Below are 23,968 nucleotides of genomic sequence, written 5' to 3' on the forward strand. Positions count from 1 at the left end.
CCCGGGGGCGAGGATGGAGGCACAGCGACGGGAGCGCCACCCACCCCCCGAGGTCACGCGCCCGTCGCTCCCTCGACCGACACCTTCGGCAGGAGAAGGACCGATGGCCACGACCGTGCCTGAAGCACCCCGTGCACGCACGCGCCCCGCGCGCCGCCACCCCCTGGTGGCCGCCGCCATCGTCCTTCCCCTGGCAGCCCTGCTCGTGGTCGTCTTCGGCGGCTGGGAAGCAGTGGTCCTCCAGGCGTCGTCCGTGGGCATGATGCCGTGACGCGCGGTTAGCGTCACGGGCCCGGAAGAGCGGTCCGGGCGGGGACATCAATGCCCGTGAAACCCCGTGGGGACGGGGGTGCGGCGGACGGCAACAGATGCCCGCGCGGCTGGGGAGCCGCGCGGGCATCATTCTTTCGCGCCCTGCCCCGTGGTCCCGTGCCCCCGGCCGCCCGCCCGCGCGGAATCCACGGACAGTCCCTAGGCTCGCAAACGTGTACCCGACCACCACCCGGCCGTCCCCGTGACCGCCCCCCGGCCCCCCGCCCACCCGGTCCCGCACGGCAAGAGCGAGGCCGGGAACGCGGCGACCCCCGGCCCCCCGCACGGCCCCCACCCCGAGGAGACGGGCGAGGGCGGCGAGGTGGCCGGCGCGCGAGCGGAATCGGCCGAGGGAACGACGTCGCACGTCCCGGAGGCCGCACGCTGCGGCGACGCGGGTGAGCCGCGTACGGGGAACGGCGGGCAGCGCACCGGTACGGAGACGCCCCGGGGCGGCGAGAGCGCCGAGCGGGGGAAGCCGACGACCGGGCGGACGCCCACCGGCAAGAGCTCGCGCCAGGCCGGTGACACGCGGGCACGGCGGAGTGGCCCGCTCTCAGCTCCGGTGCACGACGGAGAGGTGCGCGGGGACTCGTCGTCCGGCACGAGCGCGCGGGGCGAGAGCCCCGGGGCGGTACCCGGTCGGCAGTCCGGGCCGCCGGGGACCGAGGGACCCGCCGCAGGTCCCGCCCCGGCCTCCGCGCGAGTCGGTGAGGGCGCTCCAGGAGCGGCGGAGCCCGCCCGCGAGTCGGCCGGCCCGGCGGCCGGTACGGGGACGGACACCGCCCCGGTCGCGGGGCGCGGTGCCGCCGGGACCGGGGAGGGCGGCACACCGCTCGCCGGGGGGCTCCTCGCCGGAGCCGGGCGGTGCGGCGAGGGGAGTGCGCCCCTGCCGGGGAGCCCGGCCGGAGCGGGCGTGCCCGGGGCCGGGCGCGCCGGGGTCGTCGCCGCGCGGCAGCACGAGGACACCGCGTTCCCCGCGCCGCCGGGTCCCGGGGCGCCCCCCGTTCCCCGTACCGCCGAGGACCTCGTCACCGCCCTGCGCGGACACGCCCGTGCCGTCGCGCACCGCGCGGAGCGGCCCTGCTCCTGTGCCCGGCGCGCGGGCGCGGGCATCCCGCGTTCCCCCGACGTCGCCGAGCCCGTGCTCGCCGACCGCCCGGACGGCACCGTCGTACGGCACGGGGACGTCGTCGCGAAGGCGCACGCCCCCGGCACCCCGCCCGCCGACCTCGGCGCGCGCCTCGCGGTCGCCGCGCACCCCGCGCTCGCCGGAGTCCTGCTGCCCCCGCTCGGCCCTCTCGTGCACGGCCTGCGCCTGATGAGCTGCTGGCCCCACGGCTCCCCCGTGGACCCGCACGCACCCGAACTGGCCCCCTGGGAGGACGCCGCCGTCCTCCTGGCCCGCCTCCACACCGTCGACCCGCTCGCCCTGCCCGGACCGCTGCCCCCCATGCGCGGCCCGGTGAAGGCGGCCCGCGCCGTCGCGCGGATGCGCGCGGCGGGGCCCCCGCGCGACAGCGGCCTCGTCCTGCGCGCCTGGGCGACGCTGCCCCCCTGGGCCCGCGGCGAGGTACCGGGGCCCGCCCGCGCGCTGTGCCACGGGGACCTCCACCTGGGGCAGCTCGTGCGCCACCCGGCCCCGCACGGCGCGTGGCGGCTCATCGACATCGACGACCTGGGACTCGGCGACCCCGCCTGGGACCTCGCCAGACCCGCCGCCTGGCACGGCTGCGGGCTGCTCTCGGCCGCCGACTGGTCCACCTTCCTCGGCGCCTACCGGGCCGCGGGCGGCACCGCGGTGCCGGGTGCGGGCGACCCCTGGGTGCGGCTCGACGTCCCGGCCCGCGCGCTCACGGTGCAGACCGCCGCGCTCGCCCTCGCCAAGGCGACCGAGGCGGGCCGTCCGCTGGACGACGCGGAGACCGCCGTCCTCGACGCCTGCGCCCGCATCGCCGGACTGCCGCCCGCCGGTGCCGGGGGGAACTCCTGACCGTGCTCGCGCGTCCTGAGAGGATGAACGAGGACGGCCCGGTGTCCCGGGAAGCCGTCGCGTCAGGCGAGGAGTTGGAGCCAGGATGCATTGTCCGAAGTGCGGTGCCCCCATGCACACGTACAACCGCAGCGGAGTCCAGATCGAGCAGTGCAGCGGCTGCCGCGGGATATTCCTGGACTACGGCGAGCTGGAGTCGCTGACCCGCATGGAATCGCAGTGGTCGCAGCCGGCCCCGCCGCCGCAGCAGTACCCCTCGGCCCCCGCCGCGCCCTGGGGCGCCCAGCACCACGGCGGCCACCACGGGCACCACGGGGGCGGTCACCGCGGCTTCGGGCGGATGCTCTTCTCGTCCTGAGCGGCCGAGGGTCCGGGCGGCGAGTGGCCGGGGCCCGAGCCACGGGCGGGGCGGCCTTGTGAGCAGGGCCGCCCCGCCCACCCCTGCCCCACGCACGAAGAAGCCCCCGGCCGCAAGGGCCGGGGGCTTCGAGGTGTGGACGATACTGGGATTGAACCAGTGACCTCTTCCGTGTCAGGGAAGCGCTCTCCCGCTGAGCTAATCGTCCTCGGGACCCTCCGCGACCCGAAGGCCAGGAGAGGTGAACTCACGTGCGCGATACTGGGATTGAACCAGTGACCTCTTCCGTGTCAGGGAAGCGCTCTCCCGCTGAGCTAATCGCGCGGGACAAGACCTGCGGCCCGGGGGCCCGGTCTCGGTGGACGATACTGGGATTGAACCAGTGACCTCTTCCGTGTCAGGGAAGCGCTCTCCCGCTGAGCTAATCGTCCTTGGAGGTGGAGACGGGATTTGAACCCGTGTAGACGGCTTTGCAGGCCGTTGCCTCGCCTCTCGGCCACTCCACCCCGAAATGAAGAACTCGGGAAGTCCTCCATCATCGAGCGGACGACCAGGTTCGAACTGGCGACCTCAACCTTGGCAAGGTTGCGCTCTACCAACTGAGCTACGTCCGCTTGTCGGTGTCCGGGGCGCTTGGCGCGTCCCGGCGACGAGTGGAACTCTAGCGGATTCCCGGGCCAGTACAAAAACGCGTTTGCGCAGCGTGCGCGTGCGCGGCCACAGGGAGCGAGCGGACGGCCACGGCGCACGCCCCGCACGGGGCCCGCTCCCCGGCGCCCGCCTACACTCCCCGCGTGCACCCCCCGACCCCCCTCGCCCGCTTCGGCGACCTGCTCGCCACCGGCCTGCGGGACGTCACGGACGACCCGGCCGCGCTCGACAGCTCCGGTTTCTGGGCCGTCGCCGCCGACTTCGACGGCGCCCTCGTCTGCGCCCGCTTCGCCGACGTGCGCCGCGCCCCGGCCCCGCCCGTGCGCCCCGGCGCCTGGCGCGGCCCGCGCGCGGACGCGTGGACCTCCTCGCTCGACCACGACGCCTACACGGCGGGGGTACGGGAGATCCGCGCCCGCATCGCGCGCGGCGAGGTCTACCAGGCGAACCTGTGCCGCGTCCTGAGCGCCCCGCTGCCCGATCCGGACGCCGCCGACCCGGACGCGCTCGGCGCGCTCCTCGCCCGCGACAACCCCGCCCCGTACGCCTCCGTGATCCGCCTGCCGGGGTACGGCGTCGAGATCGCGAGCGCCTCACCGGAACTCTTCCTGCGCCGCGCGGGCCGCACCGTCGAGTCGGGCCCCATCAAGGGCACCGGCCGCACCCCGGACGACCTCCTGGAGAAGGACCACGCCGAGAACGTCATGATCGTGGACCTCGTCCGCAACGACCTCGGCCGCGCCTGCGCGACGGGCAGCGTCACCGTTCCCGCCCTGTGCGCCGTGGAGCGCCACCCGGGGCTCGTGCACCTCGTCTCGACCGTACGGGGCGAACTCGCGCCCGGCGTCGGCTGGCCCGGACTGCTCGCGGCGAGCTTCCCGCCCGGCTCCGTCACGGGCGCGCCGAAGTCGAGCGCGCTGCGCCTCATCGCCGCGCTGGAGACCGCGCCGCGCGGCCCCTACTGCGGCGGCATCGGCTGGGTCGACGCCGATCGCGGCGCGGGGCAACTCGCCGTGGGCATCCGTACCTTCTGGATCGACCGCGCGGAGCGGGGCGGGCCCGTCGTGCGCTTCGGCACCGGGGCGGGCATCACGTGGGGCTCCGAGCCGGAGCGCGAGTGGCGCGAGACCGAACTCAAGGCGGCCCGGCTGCTCGCGATAGCGTCGGGACCCGACGACGAGCACGCCCCCGTACCGGGCGCGGCCCGCTCCGTCCCCGACCGGACCCGCCCCGTGGAACCCGCCGAAAGCGAAGGAAGTCTCCGATGACTGTGCGCACCATCTGGATCAACGGTGGACTGCGTGACGCCGAGGACGCGCGCGTCTCCGCGCTCGACCACGGGATCACCGTGGGCGACGGCGTGTTCGAGACCGTCAAGGCCGTCGACGGAGCCCCGTTCGCGCTCAGCCGCCACCTCGACCGGCTCGCCCGTTCCGCCGCCGGACTCGGCCTCCCCGAGCCCGACCTCGACGAGGTGCGGCGCGCGTGCGCGGAGGTGCTCGCGGCCGAGCCCGTCGCGCTCGGGCGGCTGCGCATCACGTACACGGGCGGGGTCTCGCCGCTCAGCTCCGACCGGGGCACGGAGGCGCCGACCCTCATCGTCGCCGCCGGCGCCATCGCGCCGCGGCCCGACACCACCGCCGCCGTCACGGTGCCGTGGGTGCGCAACGAGCGCGGCGCGCTGAGCGGCCTCAAGACGACCTCCTACGGCGAGAACGTCCTCGCCCTCGCCCGCGCGCACGAGCACGGCGCGTCCGAGGCGCTCTTCGCCAACACGGTCGGACAGCTCTGCGAGGGCACCGGCTCCAACGTCTTCGTCGTGCTCGACGGGACCCTGTGCACCCCGCCCCTCGCCTCCGGCTGCCTCGCGGGCATCACACGCGCCCTCGTCGCCGAGTGGACGGGCGCGGAGGAGCGGGACCTGCCCCTCGACGTCCTGGAGCGGGCCGACGAGGTCTTCCTGACCTCCACGACGCGCGACGTGCAGGCCGTGCACCGCGTCGACGGCCGCACGCTCGCGCAGGCCCCCGGCCCCGTCACGGCGAAGGCGATGCGTGTCTTCGCCGAGCGCGCCGCGGCCGATCAGGACCCCGCCTGAGCACCCTGGTGGGGCGGCCGGGCGCCGGGGTAGAAAGGCCCTGATGACCACGACCCTGCGGCCGACCGAGCCGCTTCAGCACGATCCCGGCGGGGCCCGTCACCGTGCGTACGAGATCCGCGTCAACAGCCGTCCGGTGGGCGGGCTCGTCCTCAGCGCGCGTCCCGAGTACGGGCTGGGGTCCATAGTCGGCCTCCGCGTCGCCGAGCCCGACCGGGGCAGGGGCCGCGCGGCGGTCGCCGTGCTCGCCGCCGAGGAGGTGCTGCGCGGCTGGGGCTGCCGGCGCTCCGAGGGCGTGGTGCCCGCCGGGTCCGGGGCCGGGCTGCGGCTCGCCGCCTCGCTCGGGTACGCGGAGGACGCGCGCGTGCTGCGCAAGGTGCTCCGGGGGAGCGCGCCCGCACTGCCCGCGGGCTCCGTCGCGCGCCGCATGACCGACACCGAGTTCGACGCGTGGCGGGAGCACGAACGCATCGCGCACGCCGAAGTGCTGCGCGAGCACCTCGGGCTCGGCGAGGAGCAGGCCGCGGAACGCTCCGCGCACGACCTCGCCGCCGCCTTCCCCGAGGGCCCGCGCGGCCACGGACAACGGCTCTGGGTCCTGGAGCACGAGGGCGCCACGGTGGGCACCCTGTGGGTCACCGACCGCGAGACGGACGTCTACGTGATGTCCGTCGAGGTCGCCGAGGAGCACCGGGGCCGGGGACACGGCCGCTCCCTGCTGCGGTGGACCGAGGCGGACGGCCTCGCGGAGGGCCACCGCGCGGCGGAACTCAACGTCCACACGCGCAACACCCCGGCGCTGCGGCTCTACGCATCGCTCGGGTACCGGCCCTTCCAGCACCACTTCGTGAAACCGCTGATCTGAGCGGGGCGGAGGCGCGGGGGAGGGACCGGGCGGAGGGACGGGTGTTCCCCGGTGACCCGGGCGAGGTGGGCCCAGGCGTCCGGAGCGGTGCCTGGTCCCGACTCCTCGGGCGCGGTCCCGGTGGCCGAGGCCCGTCCCGGGCGCGGCACGGGTGGCGGGGGGCCGGCCTCCGCGCGGGCGCGGCTGGTTCCCCGCGGAGACCCGCCCCCCGCGCTCAGTCCGCGAGCAGTCCGTCCGCGATCTCCTCGATCCGCTCCCGCAGCCCCTCCTGCGTCTTGCTGCCGTCGAGGAGCGTGCCGCCGATCTCGTACGTGGGCGTGCCCTTCACGCCCAGCGCCTTGCCCTCGGCCTGGTCGGCGTCCACGGTCAGGATGTGCCGCCCGTCGATCAACGCGGTGTCGAACTCCTCTGCGTCCAGGCCGAGTCCACCGGCGGTCTCGACGAGGAACGGTTCGCCCGCGGCGGCGAAGTCCTCGACGCGGCGCAGCACGGCGGCGACGAAGGGCCAGCCCTGCCCCTGCGCGAACGCCTCCTCGGCGGCCTGGGCCCCGGCGAAGGCGTGCTTGTGCTTCTCCAGCGGGAAGTGGCGCAGCCGGATCTCCAGGCGGTCGCCGTACCGCGCGCGCAGGGCGTCCAGGTCCGCGAGGGCGGAGCGGCAGTCGGGGCACTGGAGCTCGCACCAGACGTCGAGGACGACGGGGGAGGGGGCGGTGGGAGCGGGCGTCGGTTCGTTCATCGGACCAGTTTCCCATCGGCGGGCGCCACGCCCGCTCACGCGGGGGTTCCCGGGCGCGACCCTGGGAAAACCCTGATCCTTGCCGCGCGGCGACCCTGAGAAGTCCCCCATTTCGGCCCGGGGTGGGGCTGTCCCCATGTCGTCGGCCTCCGCGACGGTGCACGATGGAGGGGAGAGAGAACCGGTGAGGCGCGCGGGCGCGGAGCCGGTGGATGCCGTACGGAGATGCCTGGAGGGGCCCGGATGCTCGCCGAGACGATCTGTTCCGCCGTATCGGTGGCCGGCCTGGGTATCGCCGCCGTCACCGCCTACCGCAAGCGCTTCCTGAGCGCGGCGCGCATCGCCGCCTACTCGCTCGTGCCCATCGGCCTGGTCATGACCGGCGTGGTCAAGTGGCTCGCGCACACCGCGTTCAGCCCCACGGCCTGGGCCGGTTTCGTGGTGCTCGGGGCGGCCTGGCTGCTCTTCCTCGCGACGCGCTCGGTCGAGCGGCGCAAGTACGGGACCCGCAAGGAACGCCGCGCGGCGGCCCGCGCGGCGCGCGAGAACGAGGCCACTGCTCCCGCGGCCTCGGGGCCTGCCCTCCCCGGGCGTGCCCCCGCCCGGCCGGCCTCCGGCGACGCGGGCCGCTCGACGGGCTCCTCGCGCGGCGCCAAGCCGGACGAGGATTTCAGCGACATCGAGGCCATCCTGAAGAAGCACGGGATCTGAGCCCGCGCGGGCCCCGTTCGCGCGTTCCGAGGAGTGAGACACGGCTGTTCGAATCGCCGGGAAACACGGCAGCTCCGGGTGCTCCGTCACGCTGTGTCAATAGAACTCGTACGCGTGAACCGGTGAATTCCGCGGTGCGAGGGGCATTTCGGGCCGCCTAGCGGGGGCGGGTGGGCCATGATCGCTGCGTCATGCCCGAGACCTCCCTGGACGAGGGGCAGGCGGCAGCGGTCTCCGTTCCGCCCCTGCCCGTCCCGTCGCACCGCGCAGAGTGCCCCGGCGTCGCCGTTCCCGCTCCCCGCCCACCGTCCGCCGCCACGACACCCGCCCCCGTCCGGTCGGCTCCCCACGCGCCCGGTCGCGTCCCCGCCGAGCCGGACGCCCCCGCCCCGGAGGAGAAGCCCGAGGCCGTGACGCAGGGGCACCCCACTCCCACCGGCAACGAGAGGGGGTGCCTCTTCGCCCTCTCGCAGCCCCCGCTGATGATCTTCCTGACGGTGGTGGGCCTGCTCCTGCTGATGGGCGCGGTCCACGACCTCTACCTGAGCTGAGGCGCCACCGTACGGGGGCGTCCGGGCACGCGCCGGGTGTTGCCCGCTCGCCGGGCCGAGTCCCGCCGGGGCCGCTGGTCCCGCCGGAACCTGCCGCCCCGGCGGGTCACGCCCCTGGGGGCTCCCTGTGGGCCCTCTGTGCGCCGTGGGCGAGCTCGCGCGCGGCGGCGGCTACGCGCGGGGCGGCTACTTCGCCGTCGCCTCTTTGCGCCGGGCGCGGTAGGCGGCGACGTGGAGGCGGTTTCCGCAGGTGCGGCTGTCGCAGTAGCGGCGGGAGCGGTTGCGCGAGAGGTCGACGAAGGCCCGGCCGCAGTCCGGGGCCCCGCAGCGGCGCAGCCGCTCGCGTTCGTCCGCGACGACGAAGAAGGCGAGCGCCATGCCGCAGTCGGCGGCGAGGTGGTCGGCGAGCGAGGCGCCCGGCGCGAAGTAGTGCACGTGCCAGTCGTAGCCGTCGTGGTCGGTGAGCCGAGGCGTGGTTCCCGCCGTCGCCACCAGCTCGTTGATGATCCGTACCGCGCTCGCGCTGTCCGCGGCGGCGAAGACCTCCGCGAAGCGGGCCCGCACGTGGTGCAGCGCCCGCAGGTCCGAGGTGTCGAGCACCCCGGTGTCGCTCAGGTGGTGCGCCCGTACGAACTCCTCCAGCTCGGCCACCGAGGCGAGCGACTCGGCCCGCCCCTCGGCGGGGGCGCTGTTGACCAGGTCGACCACCGCCTCCAGCGCGCACCGCGTGTCGTGTGTGATCAGCACCGTGGACCCCTGCCCCCGAGGCGGGCCCCCTGCCCGCCGGTGACGGCCGATGCTAGTCCCGGCCGGGTCCGGACACGACACGGCCGCCGTCCCGGTCGTACCGGAACGGCGGCCGTGCCGTACTCCTCCCACGGCGGACCGTGGGCGGGGCGGTACCCGTACCGCCGCCCCGAGTCGGGCGGTGCGGGTCGTCGAGTGGGCCTCCTGGCGTCGGGCTTCCGGCGGCTGCCGCTCCCGGTTCGCTCAGCTCTCGGCCAGGATGTGCGACAGCTCCGTGTCGAGGTCGAAGTGACGGTGTTCCGTGCCGGGTGGCACGGCGGCGTCGGTCCGCTTGAGGAAGGACTCCAGGGCCCGCGCGGGGGCCTCCAGCAGCGCCTCGCCCTCGGGCGAGCTGAGGGCGATACAGACGACGCCCTGACCGTGGCTGCGGGACGGCCAGACGCGGACATCGCCGGTACCCGTGGGCCGGTGCAGGCCCTCGGCGAGGAGATCGCGGGCGAAGACCCACTCGACGGTCTCCTCCGCTCCGGTGTGGAAGGTGGCGTGCACGGCGTAGGGATCGGCCGTGTCATACCGCAGCCCTGCCGGGACCGGCAGGGACGACTCGCTCGACACAACGAGGCGCAGGTGCAGCTCGCAGCTCACCGTGGTGTTCATAAGCGCCAGGGCCTTTCGCTCAGTGTGCGCTCGGGGATTCGCACGTCGGCGAAATCGACATGCCACCTACAGTGCCGTTGTAAACCCCTCTGGGCGGTTTCTTGTGCTTTGCGTCACTCGTACGGGTGAGTCCTTTTTGTCGCCTTACCTCCGTTCCGGTTGTGGCGCCACTCGGGTAGAGTCCGGACCCACCTCGGGGGCGGCCCGGGGCCGGGGGGACGGGGTTCATGGGCGAGACGAGAAGCGAGCCTGACGTGCAGGAGCAGACGCCCGAGCCGGAGGGCTCGACGCCGGGGAAGCCGGTGGGCGGCGCGCCGGGGATGCCGGTGGGCGGCACGCCGGAGGAGTCGGAGGGCGGGGCGCCGGGGCCGGGCGGGAAGGGCCTCGGCTCGCGGGCACCGCGCTTCGTCCGCGAGCGCCGCACGCTGCACCTCAGCTGGCAGGTCGGCGTCTTCGTCGTCGGGCTCGCGGTCGTCGTCGCCGGCGTCCTCATGCTCGTCCTGCCCGGACCGGGCTGGGTGGTGATCTTCGGCGGCATGGCGATCTGGGCCACCGAGTTCGTCTGGGCCCAGCTCGTGCTCCGCTGGACCAAGCGGAAGGTCACCGAGGCCGCGCACAAGGCGCTCGACCCCAGGGTCCGCCGCCGCAACATCATCCTGACCAGCATCGGCCTGGTGGTCATCGCGGCGCTCGTCCTCGTGTACGTGGTCCGCTTCGGCCTGGAGCTGCCCTGGAACATCAAGGAGTGAGCGACCGGCGCCCCCGCGTGACGCGCGGAGGCCGGAGCACCCCCTGACATGGGGTAATGTTCTCCCTGCGTCCGGGCGATTAGCTCAGTGGAAGAGCGCTTCGTTCACACCGAAGAGGTCACTGGTTCGAACCCAGTATCGCCCACCCCGGGACCGGCCCGGAGGCTTCCAAGCCTCCGGGCCGCGGTCATGTCCGGACCGCGACGCACGCCCGTGCCCTTGAGGCCGTCCACCGCCCGACGGTGCCTCCGGGCCTCGGATGCGCGTCCCGGCTCGCTTAGGCGTTCCGCGCCGCCCCGAGGGGCAGACTGACGCCATGCGCCCGTACCACTACCGCTTCCGCAGTCGCTGGCTGCTCCCCGCCGAGCCGCGGCGCGTGTACGCGGTCCTCGCACGGCCCGAGGAGTACCCGCGCTGGTGGCCGCAGGTCCGCACCGCCCGCGCCGCCCCGGACGGCCGCAGCGGCTCGGCGCGCATCCGCTCCGTGCTCCCGTACGACCTCCGCGTGACGATCCGCGAGCTGCCCGGACCGTCCGGGGCGCCGGGCCCCGACGGCGTCGGGGTGCTGCGGGCGGCGGTCGACGGGGACATCCGCGGGGAGCTGGGGTGGCGGCTGAGCCCCCGGGGTGCGGGAACGCTCGCCGAGTTCGAGCAGCGGGTCGAGGTCGTGACGCCCCTGCTGCGGCTCCTGTCGCTGCCGGGCCGCCCGCTGCTGCGCCTCAACCACCGGCTCATGATGCGCGCGGGACAGCGCGCGCTGCGCGCCCTGCTCACCAGGGCGGACGAGGGCCCCCGGGGGCGCGGGGAAGCGGTTTGAACGAAGGGCTCCGGGCCCTGTATGGTTCCTTGCGTCCCGGGCGATTAGCTCAGTGGAAGAGCGCTTCGTTCACACCGAAGAGGTCACTGGTTCGAACCCAGTATCGCCCACCGGGTAAGCCGGTCCGTCGAGTTGACGGACCGGCTGCTTTCTTTTCCGGGGGTGTTACGCCGCGCCCGTCAGCGCGGGGCCGAGCGGCCAGCCCTCCTCCGTCCCCGTGGTGCGCGTCGCCTGGAGCCCGAACCAGGGCGCGGCCGGTCCGCGTGTGCTCCAGGTGGCCTGGAGCGCGTGGAGTTCGGCCGCGTTGAGACGCCCGAGACGGGCCGCGAAACGCCGCCCGAGGGCCCGTACGACGTTCAGCGCGGCCAGCGCGCGCGCCGCCGGGTCGCGCGGATCACCGCCCGGCACCCGGTAGACCGAGCACAGGCTCTCCAGCTCGCGGCTTCCCTTGCGGAAACGATCCAGCTGTGTGTCGAGCAGCCCCGGGTCCAGGACCCGCAGCGGCTTCGGGCCGAGCCGCTCCGTCAGCGAGGTCGCCCGGTGACGGCGCAGTTCGCGGTCGAGCAGGGCGAGCGTGGCGGGGGCGTCGAGGACGACGAGGGGGCGGCCCGTGAGCGCGTGCTCGTGCAGCGAGCGGGCCACCTCGTCCATCACGGGGGCCGGCCAGCGGCCGTTGCGGCGGATGTGGTCCTCGCTCAGCCCGAGTGCCGCCCGCGCGGAGCGCGGCACCGGGACGCCGGGGCAGACGAGCCAGCGCTCGAACCGGGGCGGGGCGTCCGCGTGGTCCTGCACCACGACCGCCGCCGACAGGACGCGGTCCTTCGCGGTGCGGGGGCCTGTGGGGGTCGCGGTGTAGGCGGCGAGTGGTCCCTCGTACCAGCTCATTCTTGTCAACCTCTCCTGGCGGGTCGGTGGTTGGCGCCCCTGTCGCCGACGAATGGATACCCGTTCCTCCGGGTGGTCAGTCGGGGGCGGGGCGTTGTGCGGGAGTGGGGTCCTCGCGTGTGCGCGCCCCCTTCCCGAGGCTCGGCCGCGTGGCCCGCCCCGTACCCCGTTCCTCGATCGCCGGAGGGGCTGGGGGAGGGCAGCGCCGGAAGAAGTGCCGGAGGGGCGGGAACAGGGGGCCCGGTAGCATGAGAGCCACGCGTGCCGTGTGCCTTGGCACGTGTCCATTTCCAGTCAGGAGAGACCGGTGTCAGACGTCCGTGTGATCATCCAGCGCGATTCCGAGCGGGACGAGCGTGTGGTGACGACGGGGACGACGGCCGCCGACCTCTTCCCCGGTGAGCGCACCGTCGTCGCCGCCCGCGTGGACGGCGAGCTGAGGGACCTCGCGTACGTGCTGGGCGAGGGCGAGACCGTCGAACCCGTCGAGATCTCCTCCGAGGACGGTCTCAACATCCTGCGGCACTCGACCGCGCACGTCATGGCGCAGGCCGTGCAGGAGATCTTCCCCGAGGCCAAGCTCGGCATCGGCCCGCCGGTCAAGGACGGCTTCTACTACGACTTCGACGTCGAGAAGCCCTTCACGCCCGAGGACCTCAAGGCCGTCGAGAAGAAGATGCAGGAGATCCAGAAGCGCGGCCAGCGCTTCTCGCGCCGCGTGGTCAGCGAGGACGACGCCCGCGCGGAGCTCGCCGACGAGCCGTACAAGCTGGAGCTGATCGGCCTCAAGGGCGGCTCGACCAGCGAGGACGGCTCCGCCGTCGAGGTCGGCGGCAACGAGCTGACGATCTACGACAACCTCGACGCGAAGACCGGCGAGCTGTGCTGGAAGGACCTCTGCCGGGGCCCGCACCTGCCCACGACTCGCCTCATCCCCGCCTTCAAGCTCATGCGCAACGCCGCCGCGTACTGGCGCGGCAGCGAGAAGAACCCGATGCTCCAGCGCATCTACGGGACCGCCTGGCCCTCCAAGGACGAGCTGAAGGCGCACCTCGACTTCCTCGCCGAGGCCGAGAAGCGCGACCACCGCAAGCTCGGCAACGAGCTGGACCTCTTCTCCTTCCCCGAGGAGGTCGGCCCCGGGCTCGCCGTCTTCCACCCCAAGGGCGGCATCATCCGCCGGGCGATGGAGGACTACTCGCGCCGCCGGCACGAGGAGGAGGGCTACGAGTTCGTCTACAGCCCGCACACCACCAAGGGCGCCCTCTTCGAGAAGAGCGGCCACCTCGACTGGTACGCGGACGGCATGTACCCGCCCATGCAGCTCGACGAGGGCGTGGACTACTACCTCAAGCCGATGAACTGCCCGATGCACAACCTGATCTTCGACGCGCGCGGGCGCTCCTACCGTGAGCTGCCGCTGCGCCTCTTCGAGTTCGGGACCGTGTACCGGTACGAGAAGTCCGGCGTCGTGCACGGGCTGACCCGCTCGCGCGGCTTCACGCAGGACGACGCGCACATCTACTGCACCAAGGAGCAGATGGCGGAGGAGCTCGACAAGACGCTCACCTTCGTCCTCAACCTGCTCCGCGACTACGGCCTCGACGACTTCTACCTGGAGCTGTCCACCAAGGACGAGAAGAAGTTCGTCGGCTCCGACGAGGTGTGGGAGGAGGCGACCGCGACCCTCCAGCAGGTCGCCGAGAAGCAGGGCCTGCCGCTCGTGCCCGACCCGGGCGGGGCCGCGTTCTACGGGCCGAAGATCTCCGTGCAGGCGCGCGACGCGATCGGCCGCACCTGGCAGATGTCGACCGTCCAGCTCGACTTCAACCTGCCCGAGCGCTTCGACCTCTCCTACACCGCCGCCGACGGCTCGCGGCAGCGGCCCGTCATGATCCACCGCGCGCTCTTCGGCTCCATCGAGCGCTTCTTCGCCGTGCTCCTGGAGCACTACGCGGGCGCCATGCCGCCGTGGCTCGCCCCCGTGCAGGCGGTCGGCATCCCGGTCGGCGACGCGCACGTCCCGTACCTCAAGGAGTTCGCCGCCGAGGCGCGCCGCAAGGGCCTGCGCGTCGACGTGGACGCCTCCTCGGACCGTATGCAGAAGAAGATCCGCAACCACCAGAAGCAGAAGACGCCGTTCATGGTCATCGTCGGCGACGACGACATGAACGCGGGCACCGTCTCCTTCCGCCACCGCGACGGCTCGCAGGAGAACGGCATCCCGAAGGACGAGGCGATCGCCAAGCTCCTCGACGTCGTCGAGCGGCGCGTCCAGGTCTGAGCGAAGCGGCAGGGCGGGGGCCCGCGCGGGGATCACTCCCGCGAGGGCCCTCGCCCGTCCCCGTTCCCTTCGTCGCGCGGGCCCCTCTCGTCGTCGAAGACCCGCAGGAGGTACGTCGAGAAGGCGCCCGTGACCGCTCCGAGCAGCGCCACCCCGCACGCCATCAGCGCGACCGCGACGACACGGCCCCCCGGCGTGACCGGCACCGCGTCCCCGTAGCCGACGGTCGCGAGCGTCGCGCAGGCCCACCACACCGCCGTCCCGAAGGAGCGGATCGAGGCGCCGGGCGCGCTCCGCTCCACCCAGTACACGGTGAGCGCCGCGGTGAAGCCGATGAGGACGACGGCGAGGCCCGTGTAGACGATGACGCGGGCCGGCACCGACAGCGCCGGGCGCCGCCGTCTGCGCCGCACCCCCTCGTAGATGGGGACGAACTGGAGCGGGCGCAGCAGCGGGAGCAGTGCCACGACCACCGAGAGGGGATGGTGGCGCGGGTACGCGACCCCGAGCCGGGAGTCGCGCCAGCGCACCGCGAGGTCGAGGAGGGCCACCGCCCAGGCGAGCGCCATCGCCGCGTGGAGGAGGTCCTTGGCCCAGCCGGGCAGGCTGGTGGCCAGCACGCGGACGGAGTAGGCCGCGAGCAGGAGCAGTGCCGCGAAAGTGAGCGGGCCCTCGCGGTGCGGGGCGTGTCCGGAGACGGGGGAGAGGGGCACGGGGCCAGCTTGGCGCGGGCACTCGGCCGCCGGGGACGGCCGACACGCCCCGCGAGGGTGACGCCATATGCTGCGTCGTATGACGAGTGACCCGGAGCAGCAGATCGGAGTGGGGACGCCCGACGCGTTCCAGCGGCTGTGGACCCCGCACCGGATGGCGTACATCCAGGGCGAGGGGAAGCCGAGCGGCCCGGCGGCGGGCGACGGCTGCCCCTTCTGCGAGATCCCCGGCAAGTCCGACGAGGACGGGCTCGTCGTCGCGCGCGGCACACACGTCTACACGGTGCTCAACCTCTACCCGTACAACGGCGGGCACGTCATGGCCGTCCCCTACCGGCACGTCGCCGACTACACCGCGCTGACCCGCGAGGAGACGGACGAACTCGCCGTCCACACGAAGCAGGCGATGGAGACGCTGCGGGCGGCTTCGGGGGCGCACGGCTTCAACATCGGGATGAACCAGGGCACCGTGGCGGGCGCGGGCATCGCCGCGCACCTGCACCAGCACGTCGTGCCGCGCTGGGGCGGGGACACGAACTTCATGCCCGTCGTGGGCCAGACGAAGGTGCTGCCGCAACTCCTCGGCGAGACCCGGCGGATGCTCGCGGAGGCGTGGCCGGGCAAGAACAGGCCGTAGGCGGCGGGACGGGCGAGGGGCCGGGCGGTACGGGTACGGGGCGCGCCCCGTACCCGTACCGCCCGGCCCCTCGCCGGCCGTCCTCGTCCGTCCCGCCTGCCGCCCTCCGCGTGGCGGCTCAGGCGTCGTACACGTCCGCCTTGCGCGGTGCCGCCTCCTGGACGCCGCCGCTCAGGGCGCCGGAGCGGGCGCCGAACTTCGTCGTGTCCACGCCGTGCTCGTCGAGCACCCGCAGCGCCGCCTGGTGCACCACGCGCAGCACCGGGGTCGCCGCACGCAGCGCGTCGTCCGCCATGAAGCGGTGCCGCCAGGGCTGCGCCGCCCAGGCATGCCGCAGGCCGAAGGGCTCGGGCAGCGAGAGCTTGCCGCCGAGGTGTTCCAGCACCGGCGGGTACCACGTGAGCGGGGCGCGGGCCGCGAGCCGGACGACCTCGTTCGCGTCGACGAGCGGGAGCATGTGGTCCTTCGTCTCCCAGAACCGCACCGCCTTCGGCTTGGTGATCTTCTTCGGCGAGGGCTTGCCCATGAAGAGCGAGTGCACGGGGCCGAGCGCGTGCCCGGTGACCTCGATGCGCAGCGTCTCGTGGAGCACGGTCACCGTCGTCATCATCGTGATGACGAGCTGCCCGTCCCAGAGCGTGAACTGCGTCCCGAGGTAGTGCCGGTCACCGGCGTCGAACTGCTGCTCGTTGCAGATCCGCTGGACCTCGTGGTCGCGGATCTGGAAGTCGTCGACGTGGGTGCCCTCGGGACGCGAGACGGAGTCCGCGTTCTCGCCGATCGGCGTGACGATCCAGTGCCGCACGTCCGGCTCGGGGAAGCCGCCGGTGTGCAGCGGGCCGCGCGCGAGGAGCTTGAGCTGGTCGTGGATCGCCCGGATCACGTCGTAGCTGCGGAAGGGATGGATCTCGCTGCCGGGCTCGCGCGGGACCAGCTCCTCGGCGAGCTGCCAGCTGCCCCACCGGGTGCCGAGGCCGAGGATGCCCTTGGGTCCGGCGTAGAAGACCGAGTTGGAGCGCTGCTCGGCGGAGAGCTTGGCGAGCGACTGGCGCAGCACCTCGGCGGCCTTCTGGTTCGGGTCGCGCGGCACCGCCTCGGGGATCTTCGCACCGATGCCGCCGCCCGAGAGCAGCCCCGCCCAGCGCTCCCGCAGATCCCGCGCGGTCGCCTCGCAGGCCCGCTTGGCGAACCACCAGCCGACCGGCGGCGCGACGACGCAGGCCCGCAGGTACCAGGCCCAGAAGCCGCCGAAGGGCATCTTGAGGAGGAAGAGCACGCCGAGCACGCCGAGCGCGATGAGCAGCGGGGTCACGAGGAGCCCGGCGCGCTTGTTCGTGGAGTCGGCGACGCTGCGGCGCAGCGCGAAGACCCCCAGGTAGAGGAGGAGGCCGGGCAGGAACAGCACCCCGAACAGGACCATGATCACGGTGAGTCTGGTGTCCCTGGCCCGCCGGATGCTGTTCGCCGCGAGGCAGTGCTCGACGACGACCTGCGGCTCCATCCCGAAGGACTGGATGAGCGGCTTGCGCCCGCCGCCGAGCAGCCGGTTCTGCACCGCGTGCGCGAACGCCTCGCCGAGATCGGGCCGCAGCAGCTTGACCCTCGGCGCCGAGACGCCGCATTTGTGCCACTCGGTGTTGGCCCCGAGTATCGCGTCCACCGGGCCGTCGCGGTACGCGGCGGAGGCGAGCGCGCCCGTCGGGGCGGTCTGGCCCGCGCCGCCCGCGAGCGGCACCTGCGCCCCCGGACTGAAGTCGAAGCTGCTCATCCTGCCCCCATCACTGCGGCGCCTTGCGGGGCCGTCTCGTCGGGCCTTCCCGACTCCCGCCGCCCGCACACCTGTTGATCAGTTCATCAGCGTATCCGGCCGTACGGGGGACGTCACCGATTCCGCGAAGCGGGAGGCGGCGCCGGGGGGCGCACGGGGGCTTGCCAGGTCGCGCCGGTAGGACCGTCGGTTCTTCGTACGGTGGAGGGAGCGCGGCGTGCGGCGGCCGGGTCCGGGCCCACGGCAGGGGCCGGGCGTGACTACGATGGGGCAGCCGGTGGCCGTGGTGGCCGCAGGGCACCCGAACCCTCTGGAAAGGCCATGCTGAACAAGTACGCGCGTGCGTTCTTCACGCGTGTCCTCACGCCGTTCGCCGCGTTCCTGCTCCGGCGGGGGGTGAGCCCGGACACCGTGACCCTCATCGGCACGGCGGGCGTCGTCGCGGGGGCCCTCGTGTTCTTCCCGCGCGGTGAGTTCTTCTGGGGCACCATCGTCATCACGTTGTTCGTCTTCTCGGACCTCGTGGACGGCAACATGGCCCGTCAGGCGAAGATCTCCAGCCGCTGGGGCGCGTTCCTCGACTCGACGCTCGACCGCGTCGCCGACGCCGCGATCTTCGGCGGCTTCGCGCTCTGGTACGCGGGCAAGGGCGACAACGACATGCTCGCCGCCGTCGCCATCTTCTGCCTCGCGAGCGGCCAGGTCGTCTCGTACACGAAGGCGCGCGGCGAGGCGATCGGCCTCCCCGTCGCCGTCAACGGGCTCGTCGAGCGCGCCGAGCGCCTCGTCATCACCCTCGTCCTCGCCGGTCTCGCGGGCTTCCGCGTCACCTTCGGCGTCCCGCACATCGACGTCCTGCTGCCCATCGCGCTGTGGGTCGTCGCCGCCGGTTCCCTCGTCACCATCGTCCAGCGGGTCGTCACCGTGCGCCGCGAGGCGGCCGAGGCCGACGCCGCGGCCCAGCACCTCCAGGAGAGTGAGGCCACCTCGTGAGCCGACTGCCGAGCGGACTCGCCCGCCGCCTGCCGGACAAGGACGACGTCGCCGGCCGGCTCTACGGCCTGGGCTGGGCGACGGTACGCACCCTCCCCGAGCCCGCCGCCGTCGCGCTCGGCCGCTCCGTCGCCGACCAGACCTGGAAGAAGCACGGCAAGGGCGTGCGCCAACTGGAGGCGAACCTGCGCCGCGTCGTGCCCGGCGCGAGCCCCGAGGAGATCTCCCGGCTCTCGCGCGCCGGGATGCGCTCGTACCTGCGGTACTGGATGGAGTCCTTCCGGCTGCCCGCCTGGAGCGAGCGCCGCGTCAGGCTCGGCTTCGCGCCCGACGGCCTCGACCACCTCGACGTGCCCCTCGCCGAGGGACGCGGCGTGATACTGGCCCTCCCGCACCTGGCCAACTGGGACCTCGCGGGAGCCTGGGTCACGACCGAGCTGGGCATCCCGTTCACCACCGTCGCCGAGCGGCTCAAGCCCGAGTCCCTCTACGACCGCTTCGTCGCCTACCGCGAGGGCCTCGGCATGGAGGTCCTGCCGCACACGGGAGGCGCGGCCTTCGGGACCCTCGCGCGGCGGCTGCGCTCGGGCGGCATGGTGTGCCTCGTCGCCGACCGCGACCTCTCCGCCTCCGGCGTCCCCGTCGACTTCCTCGGCGAAGCGACCCGGATGCCCGCCGGGCCCGCGATGCTCGCGCAGCACACCGGGGCCGCGCTCCTGCCCGTCACCCTCTGGTACGACGACTCCCCGGTCATGCGCGGGCGCGTGCACCCCGAGATCACGCCGCCCGGGGCGGGCTCGCGGGCCGAGAAGACCGCCGTCATGACGCAGGCGCTCGCCGACGTCTTCGCGACCGGTGTCGCCGCGCACCCGCAGGACTGGCACATGCTCCAGAAGTTCTGGCTCGCCGACCTCGACCCGGCCAAGGACCCGGCGCGCGGGGGGACGGGGGCCGACGCGGCCACGCCCGGGGAGCCCCGTACGTCCGAAGCGCCCCGGACCGCGGGCGAGGGGCCGCCCGCCGAGGTGGGCCCGTGAGGATCGGCATCGTCTGCCCGTACTCCTGGGACGTGCCCGGCGGCGTCCAGTTCCACATCAGGGATCTCGCCGAGCACCTCATCCGGCTCGGCCACGAGGTGTCCGTGCTCGCGCCCGCCGACGACGAGACCCCGCTCCCGCCCTACGTCGTCTCGGCGGGCCGCGCCGTGCCCGTCCCGTACAACGGCTCGGTAGCAAGGCTCAACTTCGGCATCCTCTCCGCCGCGCGGGTCCGCCGCTGGATCCAGAACGGCCGCTTCGACGTCATCCACATCCACGAGCCCTCCTCGCCCTCGCTCGGGCTGCTGACCTGCTGGGCCGCGCGCGGCCCCATGGTCGCGACCTTCCACACGTCGAACCCGCGCTCGCGCGCGATGACGGCCGCGTACGGCATCCTGCAGGCCGCGCTGGAGAAGATCAGCGCGCGCATCGCCGTGAGCGAGTACGCGCGGCGCACCCTCGTGGAACACCTCGGCGGCGACGCGGTCGTCATCCCCAACGGCGTCGACGTCTCCTTCTTCGCCGACGCCGAGCCGAAGCCCGAGTGGCAGGGCGGCACGATCGGCTTCATAGGGCGCATCGACGAGCCCCGCAAGGGACTCCCGGTCCTCATGCGCGCCCTGCCCCGCATCCTCGAGGCGCGCCCCGGCACGCGGCTGCTCGTCGCCGGGCGCGGGGACGCCGAGGAAGCCCTCGAACCGCTCCCGCGCGCGTACCGCGACCGCGTCGAGTTCCTCGGCATGGTGAGCGACGAGGACAAGGCGCGCTTCCTGAGCAGCGTCGACCTCTACGTGGCGCCCAACACGGGCGGCGAGAGCTTCGGGATCATCCTCGTCGAGGCGATGTCGGCGGGCGCGCCCGTCCTCGCGAGCGACATCGACGCCTTCGCCCAGGTTCTCGACCAGGGCGCGGCGGGCGAGCTGTTCGCGAACGAGGACGCCGAAGCGCTCGCCGACGCGGCGGTCCGCCTGCTCGGCGACCCGGAGCGGCGCGCGGAGCTGCGCGCGGCGGCGACCGCGCACGTGCGGCGCTTCGACTGGTCCACGGTCGGCGCGGACATCCTCGCCGTCTACGAGACGGTCACGGACGGCGCGGCCTCGGTCGCGCCGGAGGAACAGCGCGGCCTGCGGCGGCGGTTCGGGCTGGCGCGGGAGTAGCGGGGCCGGGGGAGCGGAGCCCGCGTGCGCGTGCCGTACGGGCCGGAGGCCGCTCCCCGAACGCGCCCCGGGGCCCGGCCGCCTCCCCTTAGGCTGGTGCGGTGATCACAAGTTTCGTGTGGGCCGGCCTCGCGCTGCTGCTCATCGCCGTCTATCTGAGCTGGACCGCGGGGCGGCTCGACCGGCTGCACGCGCGCATCGACGCGACGCGGGCCGGGCTCGACGCGCAGTTGCTGCGGCGCGTCTCCGTCGCCCAGGAACTCGCCACCTCCGGGCTGCTCGACCCCGCGGCCTCCCTCGTGCTCTACGAGGCCGCCTTCGCGGCGCGCCAGGCCGAGGAGGAGCAACGGGAGGTCGCCGAGAGCGAGTTGAGCCAGGCGCTGCGGGCCGTGCTCGGGGACGCGGAGGACATCGCCGCGGTGCGCGAGGCGCCCGGGGGAGAGGCGGCGCTCCAGGAACTCGCCGAGGCGGTACGCAGGGTGCCGATGGCGCGGCGCTTCCACAACGACGCGGTACGCGCCGCGCGGTCCCTGCGGCGGCACCGGACCGTGCGGTGGTTCCGGCTCGCGGGGCACGCGCCGTTCCCGATGGCCTTCGAGATGGACGACGAGCCACCGGGGCCGCTCGCGGAACGCGTCTCGGCGTAGCGGGACCCGCGGGCGTCCCGGCCCGTCCGGGGCGTGCGGGGGCCACGACCTCGGGATTGGCTCTTGTCGGCGGACGGTGGCCGGGAGTTTGCTTCTGGTGTCTTCCACCAGCGGTTTTCCTGTGAGGTTCGTCGTGCCTGAAACTACTGAGACCAGCCCTGTGACCGGTACCGCGCGCGTCAAGCGCGGGATGGCGGAGCAGCTCAAGGGCGGCGTCATCATGGACGTCGTCACGCCCGAGCAGGCGAAGATCGCCGAGGACGCCGGGGCTGTCGCCGTCATGGCACTGGAGCGGGTCCCCGCCGACATCCGCAAGGACGGCGGCGTTGCCCGGATGTCCGACCCCGACATGATCGAGGGCATCATCGAGGCGGTCTCGATCCCCGTCATGGCCAAGTCCCGCATCGGCCACTTCGTCGAGGCGCAGGTCCTCCAGGCGCTCGGCGTCGACTACATCGACGAGTCCGAGGTGCTCACCCCGGCCGACGAGGTCAACCACAGCGACAAGTTCGCCTTCACGACCCCCTTCGTGTGCGGTGCCACCAACCTCGGCGAGGCCCTGCGCCGCATCGCCGAGGGCGCCGCGATGATCCGCTCCAAGGGCGAGGCGGGCACCGGCAACGTCGTCGAGGCCGTGCGCCACCTGCGGCAGATCAAGGGCGAGATCGCGAAGCTGCGCGGCTGCGACAACAACGAGCTGTACGCGGCGGCGAAGGAACTGCGCGCCCCGTACGAACTCGTCAAGGAGGTCGCGGAGCTGGGCAAGCTGCCCGTCGTGCTCTTCTCCGCGGGCGGCGTCGCGACCCCCGCCGACGCCGCGCTCATGCGCCAGCTCGGCGCCGAGGGCGTCTTCGTCGGCTCCGGCATCTTCAAGTCCGGCGACCCCGCCAAGCGCGCCGCCGCGATCGTCCGCGCCACGACGTTCTACGACGACCCCAAGGTCATCGCGGACGCCTCGCGCGACCTCGGCGAGGCCATGGTCGGCATCAACTGCGACACGCTCCCCGAGACCGAGCGGTACGCCAACCGTGGCTGGTGAACCGCTGACCGGCGCGGCCCCGGCCGGTGAGCCGCTGATCGGGGTGCTCGCGCTCCAGGGCGACGTGCGCGAGCACACGGCCGCGCTCACCGCCGCGGGCGCGCGCCCCGTGCCCGTACGCACCCCGGAGGAACTCGCGGCCGTGGACGGACTCGTCCTGCCCGGCGGCGAGTCCACGACGATCTCCAAGCTCGCGCGCCTCTTCGGCCTGCTGGAGCCGCTGCGCGCCGCCGTCGCCGACGGGCTCCCCGTCTACGGGACGTGCGCCGGGATGATCCTGCTCGCCGACAAGATCCTCGACCCGCGCGCGGGCCAGGAGACGATCGGCGGCATCGACATGATCGTGCGCCGCAACGCCTTCGGCAGGCAGAACGAGTCCTTCGAGGCGCCCGTGCCCGTCGCGGGCGTCGAGGGGCCGCCCGTCGACGGGGTCTTCATCCGCGCGCCGTGGGCCGAGTCGACGGGCGCCGGGGTCGAGGTGCTCGCCACGTACGAGGGACGGCCCGTCGCCGTCCGGCAGGGCACCGCCCTCGCCACCGCCTTCCACCCGGAGCTGACCGGCGACCACCGCGTGCACGCGCTCTTCACCGCGATGGTGCGGGCGAGGAGCGGCGGCGGGTCCCGGTAGGATCTCTCGGGTTCGTAGGTGAATGGGTAACGCGAAGGAGACAGGCAGATGTCCGGCCACTCTAAATGGGCGACGACGAAGCACAAGAAGGCCGTGATCGACGCCAAGCGCGGCAAGCTCTTCGCGAAGCTCATCAAGAACATCGAGGTCGCGGCGCGCATGGGCGGCGCCGACATCGACGGCAACCCGACGCTCTTCGACGCCGTCCAGAAGGCGAAGAAGCAGTCGGTCCCCAACAAGAACATCGACTCCGCGCTCAAGCGCGGTGCCGGTCTCGAAGCCGGTGGCGCCGACTACGAGACGATCATGTACGAGGGTTACGGGCCCAACGGTGTCGCCGTCCTCATCGAGTGCCTCACCGACAACCGCAACCGCGCCGCCTCCGACGTGCGCGTCGCGATGACCCGCAACGGCGGCTCGATGGCCGACCCGGGCTCCGTCTCCTACCTCTTCAACCGCAAGGGCGTCGTCATCGTCCCCAAGGGTGAACTGGGCGAGGACGACGTCCTCGGCGCGGTCCTCGACGCGGGCGCCGAGGAGGTCAACGACCTCGGTGACAGCTTCGAGGTGCTGAGCGAGGCCACCGACCTGGTCGCGGTGCGCACCGCGCTCCAGGAGGCCGGCATCGACTACGACTCCGCCGACGCCAACTTCGTCCCGACCATGCAGGTCGAGCTGGACGAGGAGGGCGCCCGCAAGATCTTCAAGCTCATCGACGCGCTGGAGGACAGCGACGACGTGCAGAACGTCTTCGCCAACTTCGACGTCTCCGACGAGGTCATGGAGAAGGTCGACGCCTGAGCCGCGCACGAGCCGCGCACGGCGCGGGCCGGGGGCGACACGCCCCGGGCCCGCGCCGTGTCGTTGCGGGCGGCTAGTGTCGGTGGCGGCCAGTAACGTGCACCGCACGTGGCACGGGCCGTTCGGACCGGTGA

At 73.7% G+C, this 23,968-nt stretch carries 25 protein-coding genes and 7 tRNA genes; 21 read left to right on the forward strand and 11 right to left on the reverse strand.

Annotation, left to right across the window (positions count from 1 at the left end; all coding sequences use genetic code 11):
* Positions 1-103 precede the first annotated feature (103 nt).
* The 3 genes from STTU_RS35085 (at position 104) to STTU_RS28230 (ending at position 2,663) form a co-directional block, all read left to right on the forward strand.
* Positions 104-271, forward strand: coding sequence for a hypothetical protein (locus STTU_RS35085; RefSeq protein ID WP_010263598.1), 168 nt, complete (start codon positions 104-106; stop codon positions 269-271).
* Between the two features lie 1,080 nt (positions 272-1,351).
* Positions 1,352-2,305, forward strand: coding sequence for a phosphotransferase family protein (locus STTU_RS28225; protein WP_420713576.1), 954 nt, complete (start codon positions 1,352-1,354; stop codon positions 2,303-2,305).
* Positions 2,306-2,390: 85 nt separating this feature from the next.
* The gene (locus tag STTU_RS28230; protein WP_010263596.1) at positions 2,391-2,663 is read left to right on the forward strand and encodes a zf-TFIIB domain-containing protein; all 273 of its coding nucleotides are present in this window, start codon (positions 2,391-2,393) and stop codon (positions 2,661-2,663) included.
* Between the two features lie 136 nt (positions 2,664-2,799).
* On the opposite strand, the gene STTU_RS28235 is transcribed toward STTU_RS28230, so the two are convergent.
* The 5 genes from STTU_RS28235 to STTU_RS28255 all read right to left on the reverse strand — a co-directional run bounded on the left by STTU_RS28235 (position 2,800) and on the right by STTU_RS28255 (position 3,277).
* Positions 2,800-2,871 (reverse strand) — tRNA-Val (locus STTU_RS28235).
* 44 nt (positions 2,872-2,915) lie between these two features.
* Positions 2,916-2,987, reverse strand: a tRNA-Val gene (locus tag STTU_RS28240).
* A gap of 35 nt (positions 2,988-3,022) precedes the next feature.
* Positions 3,023-3,094, reverse strand: a tRNA-Val gene (locus tag STTU_RS28245).
* Position 3,095: 1 nt separating this feature from the next.
* Positions 3,096-3,169 (reverse strand) — tRNA-Cys (locus STTU_RS28250).
* A gap of 35 nt (positions 3,170-3,204) precedes the next feature.
* A tRNA-Gly gene (locus STTU_RS28255) sits at positions 3,205-3,277 on the reverse strand.
* Between the two features lie 180 nt (positions 3,278-3,457).
* Between STTU_RS28255 and STTU_RS28260 the strand changes: the two genes are divergently transcribed.
* From STTU_RS28260 to STTU_RS28270, 3 genes are read left to right on the forward strand one after another with little or no spacing between them, the layout of a single operon-like run.
* On the forward strand, positions 3,458-4,582 hold the full coding sequence (locus STTU_RS28260; RefSeq protein WP_007829203.1) for a chorismate-binding protein: 1,125 nt from the start codon (positions 3,458-3,460) through the stop codon (positions 4,580-4,582).
* Entirely contained in the window at positions 4,579-5,412 is an 834-nt protein-coding gene (locus STTU_RS28265; RefSeq protein WP_010263594.1) for an aminotransferase class IV, read from the forward strand. The genes STTU_RS28260 and STTU_RS28265 overlap by 4 nt, the downstream gene beginning before the upstream one ends.
* Before the next feature lie 43 nt (positions 5,413-5,455).
* The gene (locus tag STTU_RS28270) at positions 5,456-6,277 is read left to right on the forward strand and encodes a GNAT family N-acetyltransferase (RefSeq protein WP_007829205.1); all 822 of its coding nucleotides are present in this window, start codon (positions 5,456-5,458) and stop codon (positions 6,275-6,277) included.
* A 214-nt stretch (positions 6,278-6,491) separates the two neighbouring features.
* Here the strand turns inward: STTU_RS28270 and STTU_RS28275 are convergent, their stop codons facing one another.
* The gene (locus STTU_RS28275; protein WP_007829206.1) at positions 6,492-7,013 is read right to left on the reverse strand and encodes a DsbA family protein; all 522 of its coding nucleotides are present in this window, start codon (positions 7,011-7,013) and stop codon (positions 6,492-6,494) included.
* Between the two features lie 243 nt (positions 7,014-7,256).
* Here STTU_RS28275 and STTU_RS28280 point away from each other — a divergent pair, with 243 nt between their 5' ends.
* Together STTU_RS28280 and STTU_RS28285 are read left to right on the forward strand one after the other, a co-directional pair.
* A complete protein-coding gene (locus tag STTU_RS28280; protein ID WP_007829207.1) occupies positions 7,257-7,724 on the forward strand; it encodes a hypothetical protein in 468 nt (155 codons plus the stop codon).
* 191 nt (positions 7,725-7,915) lie between these two features.
* Positions 7,916-8,275: a hypothetical protein gene (locus tag STTU_RS28285; protein WP_043256565.1), complete on the forward strand. Its 360-nt coding sequence runs from the start codon at positions 7,916-7,918 to the stop codon at positions 8,273-8,275.
* A 186-nt stretch (positions 8,276-8,461) separates the two neighbouring features.
* On the opposite strand, the gene STTU_RS28290 is transcribed toward STTU_RS28285, so the two are convergent.
* Complete coding sequence (locus STTU_RS28290; RefSeq protein WP_007829211.1) at positions 8,462-9,022, reverse strand: CGNR zinc finger domain-containing protein; 561 nt, start codon at positions 9,020-9,022, stop codon at positions 8,462-8,464.
* Positions 9,023-9,265: 243 nt separating this feature from the next.
* Positions 9,266-9,679 carry an SsgA family sporulation/cell division regulator gene (locus tag STTU_RS28295; RefSeq protein ID WP_003959770.1) on the reverse strand — a complete coding sequence of 138 codons (414 nt, stop codon included), beginning with the start codon at positions 9,677-9,679 and terminating at the stop codon, positions 9,266-9,268.
* A gap of 227 nt (positions 9,680-9,906) precedes the next feature.
* Between STTU_RS28295 and STTU_RS28300 the strand changes: the two genes are divergently transcribed.
* The 4 genes from STTU_RS28300 to STTU_RS28315 all read left to right on the forward strand — a co-directional run bounded on the left by STTU_RS28300 (position 9,907) and on the right by STTU_RS28315 (position 11,355).
* Positions 9,907-10,428, forward strand: coding sequence for a TIGR02611 family protein (locus tag STTU_RS28300; protein WP_007829227.1), 522 nt, complete (start codon positions 9,907-9,909; stop codon positions 10,426-10,428).
* Positions 10,429-10,501: 73 nt separating this feature from the next.
* Positions 10,502-10,573, forward strand: a tRNA-Val gene (locus tag STTU_RS28305).
* A gap of 171 nt (positions 10,574-10,744) precedes the next feature.
* The gene (locus tag STTU_RS28310) at positions 10,745-11,245 is read left to right on the forward strand and encodes an SRPBCC family protein (protein ID WP_007829229.1); all 501 of its coding nucleotides are present in this window, start codon (positions 10,745-10,747) and stop codon (positions 11,243-11,245) included.
* Between the two features lie 38 nt (positions 11,246-11,283).
* Positions 11,284-11,355 (forward strand) — tRNA-Val (locus tag STTU_RS28315).
* A 55-nt stretch (positions 11,356-11,410) separates the two neighbouring features.
* Here the strand turns inward: STTU_RS28315 and STTU_RS28320 are convergent.
* The gene (locus STTU_RS28320) at positions 11,411-12,130 is read right to left on the reverse strand and encodes a DNA polymerase III subunit epsilon (RefSeq protein WP_007829231.1); all 720 of its coding nucleotides are present in this window, start codon (positions 12,128-12,130) and stop codon (positions 11,411-11,413) included.
* A gap of 307 nt (positions 12,131-12,437) precedes the next feature.
* Here STTU_RS28320 and thrS point away from each other — a divergent pair, with 307 nt between their 5' ends.
* Positions 12,438-14,414 (forward strand): threonine--tRNA ligase, encoded by a 1,977-nt coding sequence (gene thrS, locus STTU_RS28325; RefSeq protein WP_043256569.1) that lies wholly within the window; start codon positions 12,438-12,440, stop codon positions 14,412-14,414.
* A 32-nt stretch (positions 14,415-14,446) separates the two neighbouring features.
* On the opposite strand, the gene STTU_RS28330 is transcribed toward thrS, so the two are convergent.
* The gene (locus STTU_RS28330) at positions 14,447-15,127 is read right to left on the reverse strand and encodes a potassium channel family protein (RefSeq protein WP_007829235.1); all 681 of its coding nucleotides are present in this window, start codon (positions 15,125-15,127) and stop codon (positions 14,447-14,449) included.
* 67 nt (positions 15,128-15,194) lie between these two features.
* Between STTU_RS28330 and STTU_RS28335 the strand changes: the two genes are divergently transcribed.
* Positions 15,195-15,764: an HIT family protein gene (locus STTU_RS28335; RefSeq protein ID WP_043256571.1), complete on the forward strand. Its 570-nt coding sequence runs from the start codon at positions 15,195-15,197 to the stop codon at positions 15,762-15,764.
* Between the two features lie 118 nt (positions 15,765-15,882).
* Here the strand turns inward: STTU_RS28335 and STTU_RS28340 are convergent, their stop codons facing one another.
* The gene (locus tag STTU_RS28340) at positions 15,883-17,532 is read right to left on the reverse strand and encodes a hypothetical protein (protein WP_007829237.1); all 1,650 of its coding nucleotides are present in this window, start codon (positions 17,530-17,532) and stop codon (positions 15,883-15,885) included.
* A gap of 321 nt (positions 17,533-17,853) precedes the next feature.
* Here STTU_RS28340 and pgsA point away from each other — a divergent pair, with 321 nt between their 5' ends.
* From pgsA to STTU_RS28375, 7 genes are all read left to right on the forward strand, one after another.
* On the forward strand, positions 17,854-18,525 hold the full coding sequence (gene pgsA / locus STTU_RS28345; protein ID WP_007829238.1) for a phosphatidylinositol phosphate synthase: 672 nt from the start codon (positions 17,854-17,856) through the stop codon (positions 18,523-18,525).
* Positions 18,526-18,554: 29 nt separating this feature from the next.
* On the forward strand, positions 18,555-19,562 hold the full coding sequence (locus STTU_RS28350) for a phosphatidylinositol mannoside acyltransferase (protein ID WP_043257808.1): 1,008 nt from the start codon (positions 18,555-18,557) through the stop codon (positions 19,560-19,562).
* The gene (locus STTU_RS28355) at positions 19,559-20,719 is read left to right on the forward strand and encodes a glycosyltransferase family 4 protein (protein ID WP_043256573.1); all 1,161 of its coding nucleotides are present in this window, start codon (positions 19,559-19,561) and stop codon (positions 20,717-20,719) included. The genes STTU_RS28350 and STTU_RS28355 overlap by 4 nt, the downstream gene beginning before the upstream one ends.
* Before the next feature lie 101 nt (positions 20,720-20,820).
* Positions 20,821-21,366, forward strand: coding sequence for a hypothetical protein (locus tag STTU_RS28360; protein WP_007829241.1), 546 nt, complete (start codon positions 20,821-20,823; stop codon positions 21,364-21,366).
* 133 nt (positions 21,367-21,499) lie between these two features.
* Positions 21,500-22,405: a pyridoxal 5'-phosphate synthase lyase subunit PdxS gene (gene pdxS / locus STTU_RS28365; protein ID WP_029396552.1), complete on the forward strand. Its 906-nt coding sequence runs from the start codon at positions 21,500-21,502 to the stop codon at positions 22,403-22,405.
* Positions 22,395-23,033, forward strand: a complete 639-nt coding sequence (pdxT, locus tag STTU_RS28370) for a pyridoxal 5'-phosphate synthase glutaminase subunit PdxT (RefSeq protein WP_052862431.1) — start codon at positions 22,395-22,397, stop codon at positions 23,031-23,033. The genes pdxS and pdxT overlap by 11 nt, the downstream gene beginning before the upstream one ends.
* 48 nt (positions 23,034-23,081) lie before the next feature.
* Positions 23,082-23,834, forward strand: a complete 753-nt coding sequence (locus STTU_RS28375; RefSeq protein ID WP_007829259.1) for a YebC/PmpR family DNA-binding transcriptional regulator — start codon at positions 23,082-23,084, stop codon at positions 23,832-23,834.
* Positions 23,835-23,968 lie beyond the last annotated feature (134 nt).

Source organism: Streptomyces sp. Tu6071 (assembly GCF_000213055.1).
GTDB classification, from domain to species: domain Bacteria; phylum Actinomycetota; class Actinomycetes; order Streptomycetales; family Streptomycetaceae; genus Streptomyces; species Streptomyces evansiae.

Coding starts and splice junctions, on each gene's coding strand:
- STTU_RS28295 (WP_003959770.1), bottom strand. CDS start 9,679: ATGAACACCACGGTGAGCTGCGAGCTGCACCTGCGCCTCGTTGTGTCG.
- STTU_RS28375 (WP_007829259.1), top strand. CDS start 23,082: ATGTCCGGCCACTCTAAATGGGCGACGACGAAGCACAAGAAGGCCGTG.
- pgsA (WP_007829238.1), top strand. CDS start 17,854: ATGCTGAACAAGTACGCGCGTGCGTTCTTCACGCGTGTCCTCACGCCG.
- STTU_RS28280 (WP_007829207.1), top strand. CDS start 7,257: ATGCTCGCCGAGACGATCTGTTCCGCCGTATCGGTGGCCGGCCTGGGT.
- STTU_RS35085 (WP_010263598.1), top strand. CDS start 104: ATGGCCACGACCGTGCCTGAAGCACCCCGTGCACGCACGCGCCCCGCG.
- STTU_RS28275 (WP_007829206.1), bottom strand. CDS start 7,013: ATGAACGAACCGACGCCCGCTCCCACCGCCCCCTCCCCCGTCGTCCTC.
- STTU_RS28340 (WP_007829237.1), bottom strand. CDS start 17,532: ATGAGCAGCTTCGACTTCAGTCCGGGGGCGCAGGTGCCGCTCGCGGGC.
- STTU_RS28320 (WP_007829231.1), bottom strand. CDS start 12,130: ATGAGCTGGTACGAGGGACCACTCGCCGCCTACACCGCGACCCCCACA.
- STTU_RS28265 (WP_010263594.1), top strand. CDS start 4,579: ATGACTGTGCGCACCATCTGGATCAACGGTGGACTGCGTGACGCCGAG.
- STTU_RS28230 (WP_010263596.1), top strand. CDS start 2,391: ATGCATTGTCCGAAGTGCGGTGCCCCCATGCACACGTACAACCGCAGC.
- STTU_RS28335 (WP_043256571.1), top strand. CDS start 15,195: ATGCTGCGTCGTATGACGAGTGACCCGGAGCAGCAGATCGGAGTGGGG.
- STTU_RS28285 (WP_043256565.1), top strand. CDS start 7,916: ATGCCCGAGACCTCCCTGGACGAGGGGCAGGCGGCAGCGGTCTCCGTT.
- STTU_RS28300 (WP_007829227.1), top strand. CDS start 9,907: ATGGGCGAGACGAGAAGCGAGCCTGACGTGCAGGAGCAGACGCCCGAG.
- STTU_RS28270 (WP_007829205.1), top strand. CDS start 5,456: ATGACCACGACCCTGCGGCCGACCGAGCCGCTTCAGCACGATCCCGGC.
- STTU_RS28310 (WP_007829229.1), top strand. CDS start 10,745: ATGCGCCCGTACCACTACCGCTTCCGCAGTCGCTGGCTGCTCCCCGCC.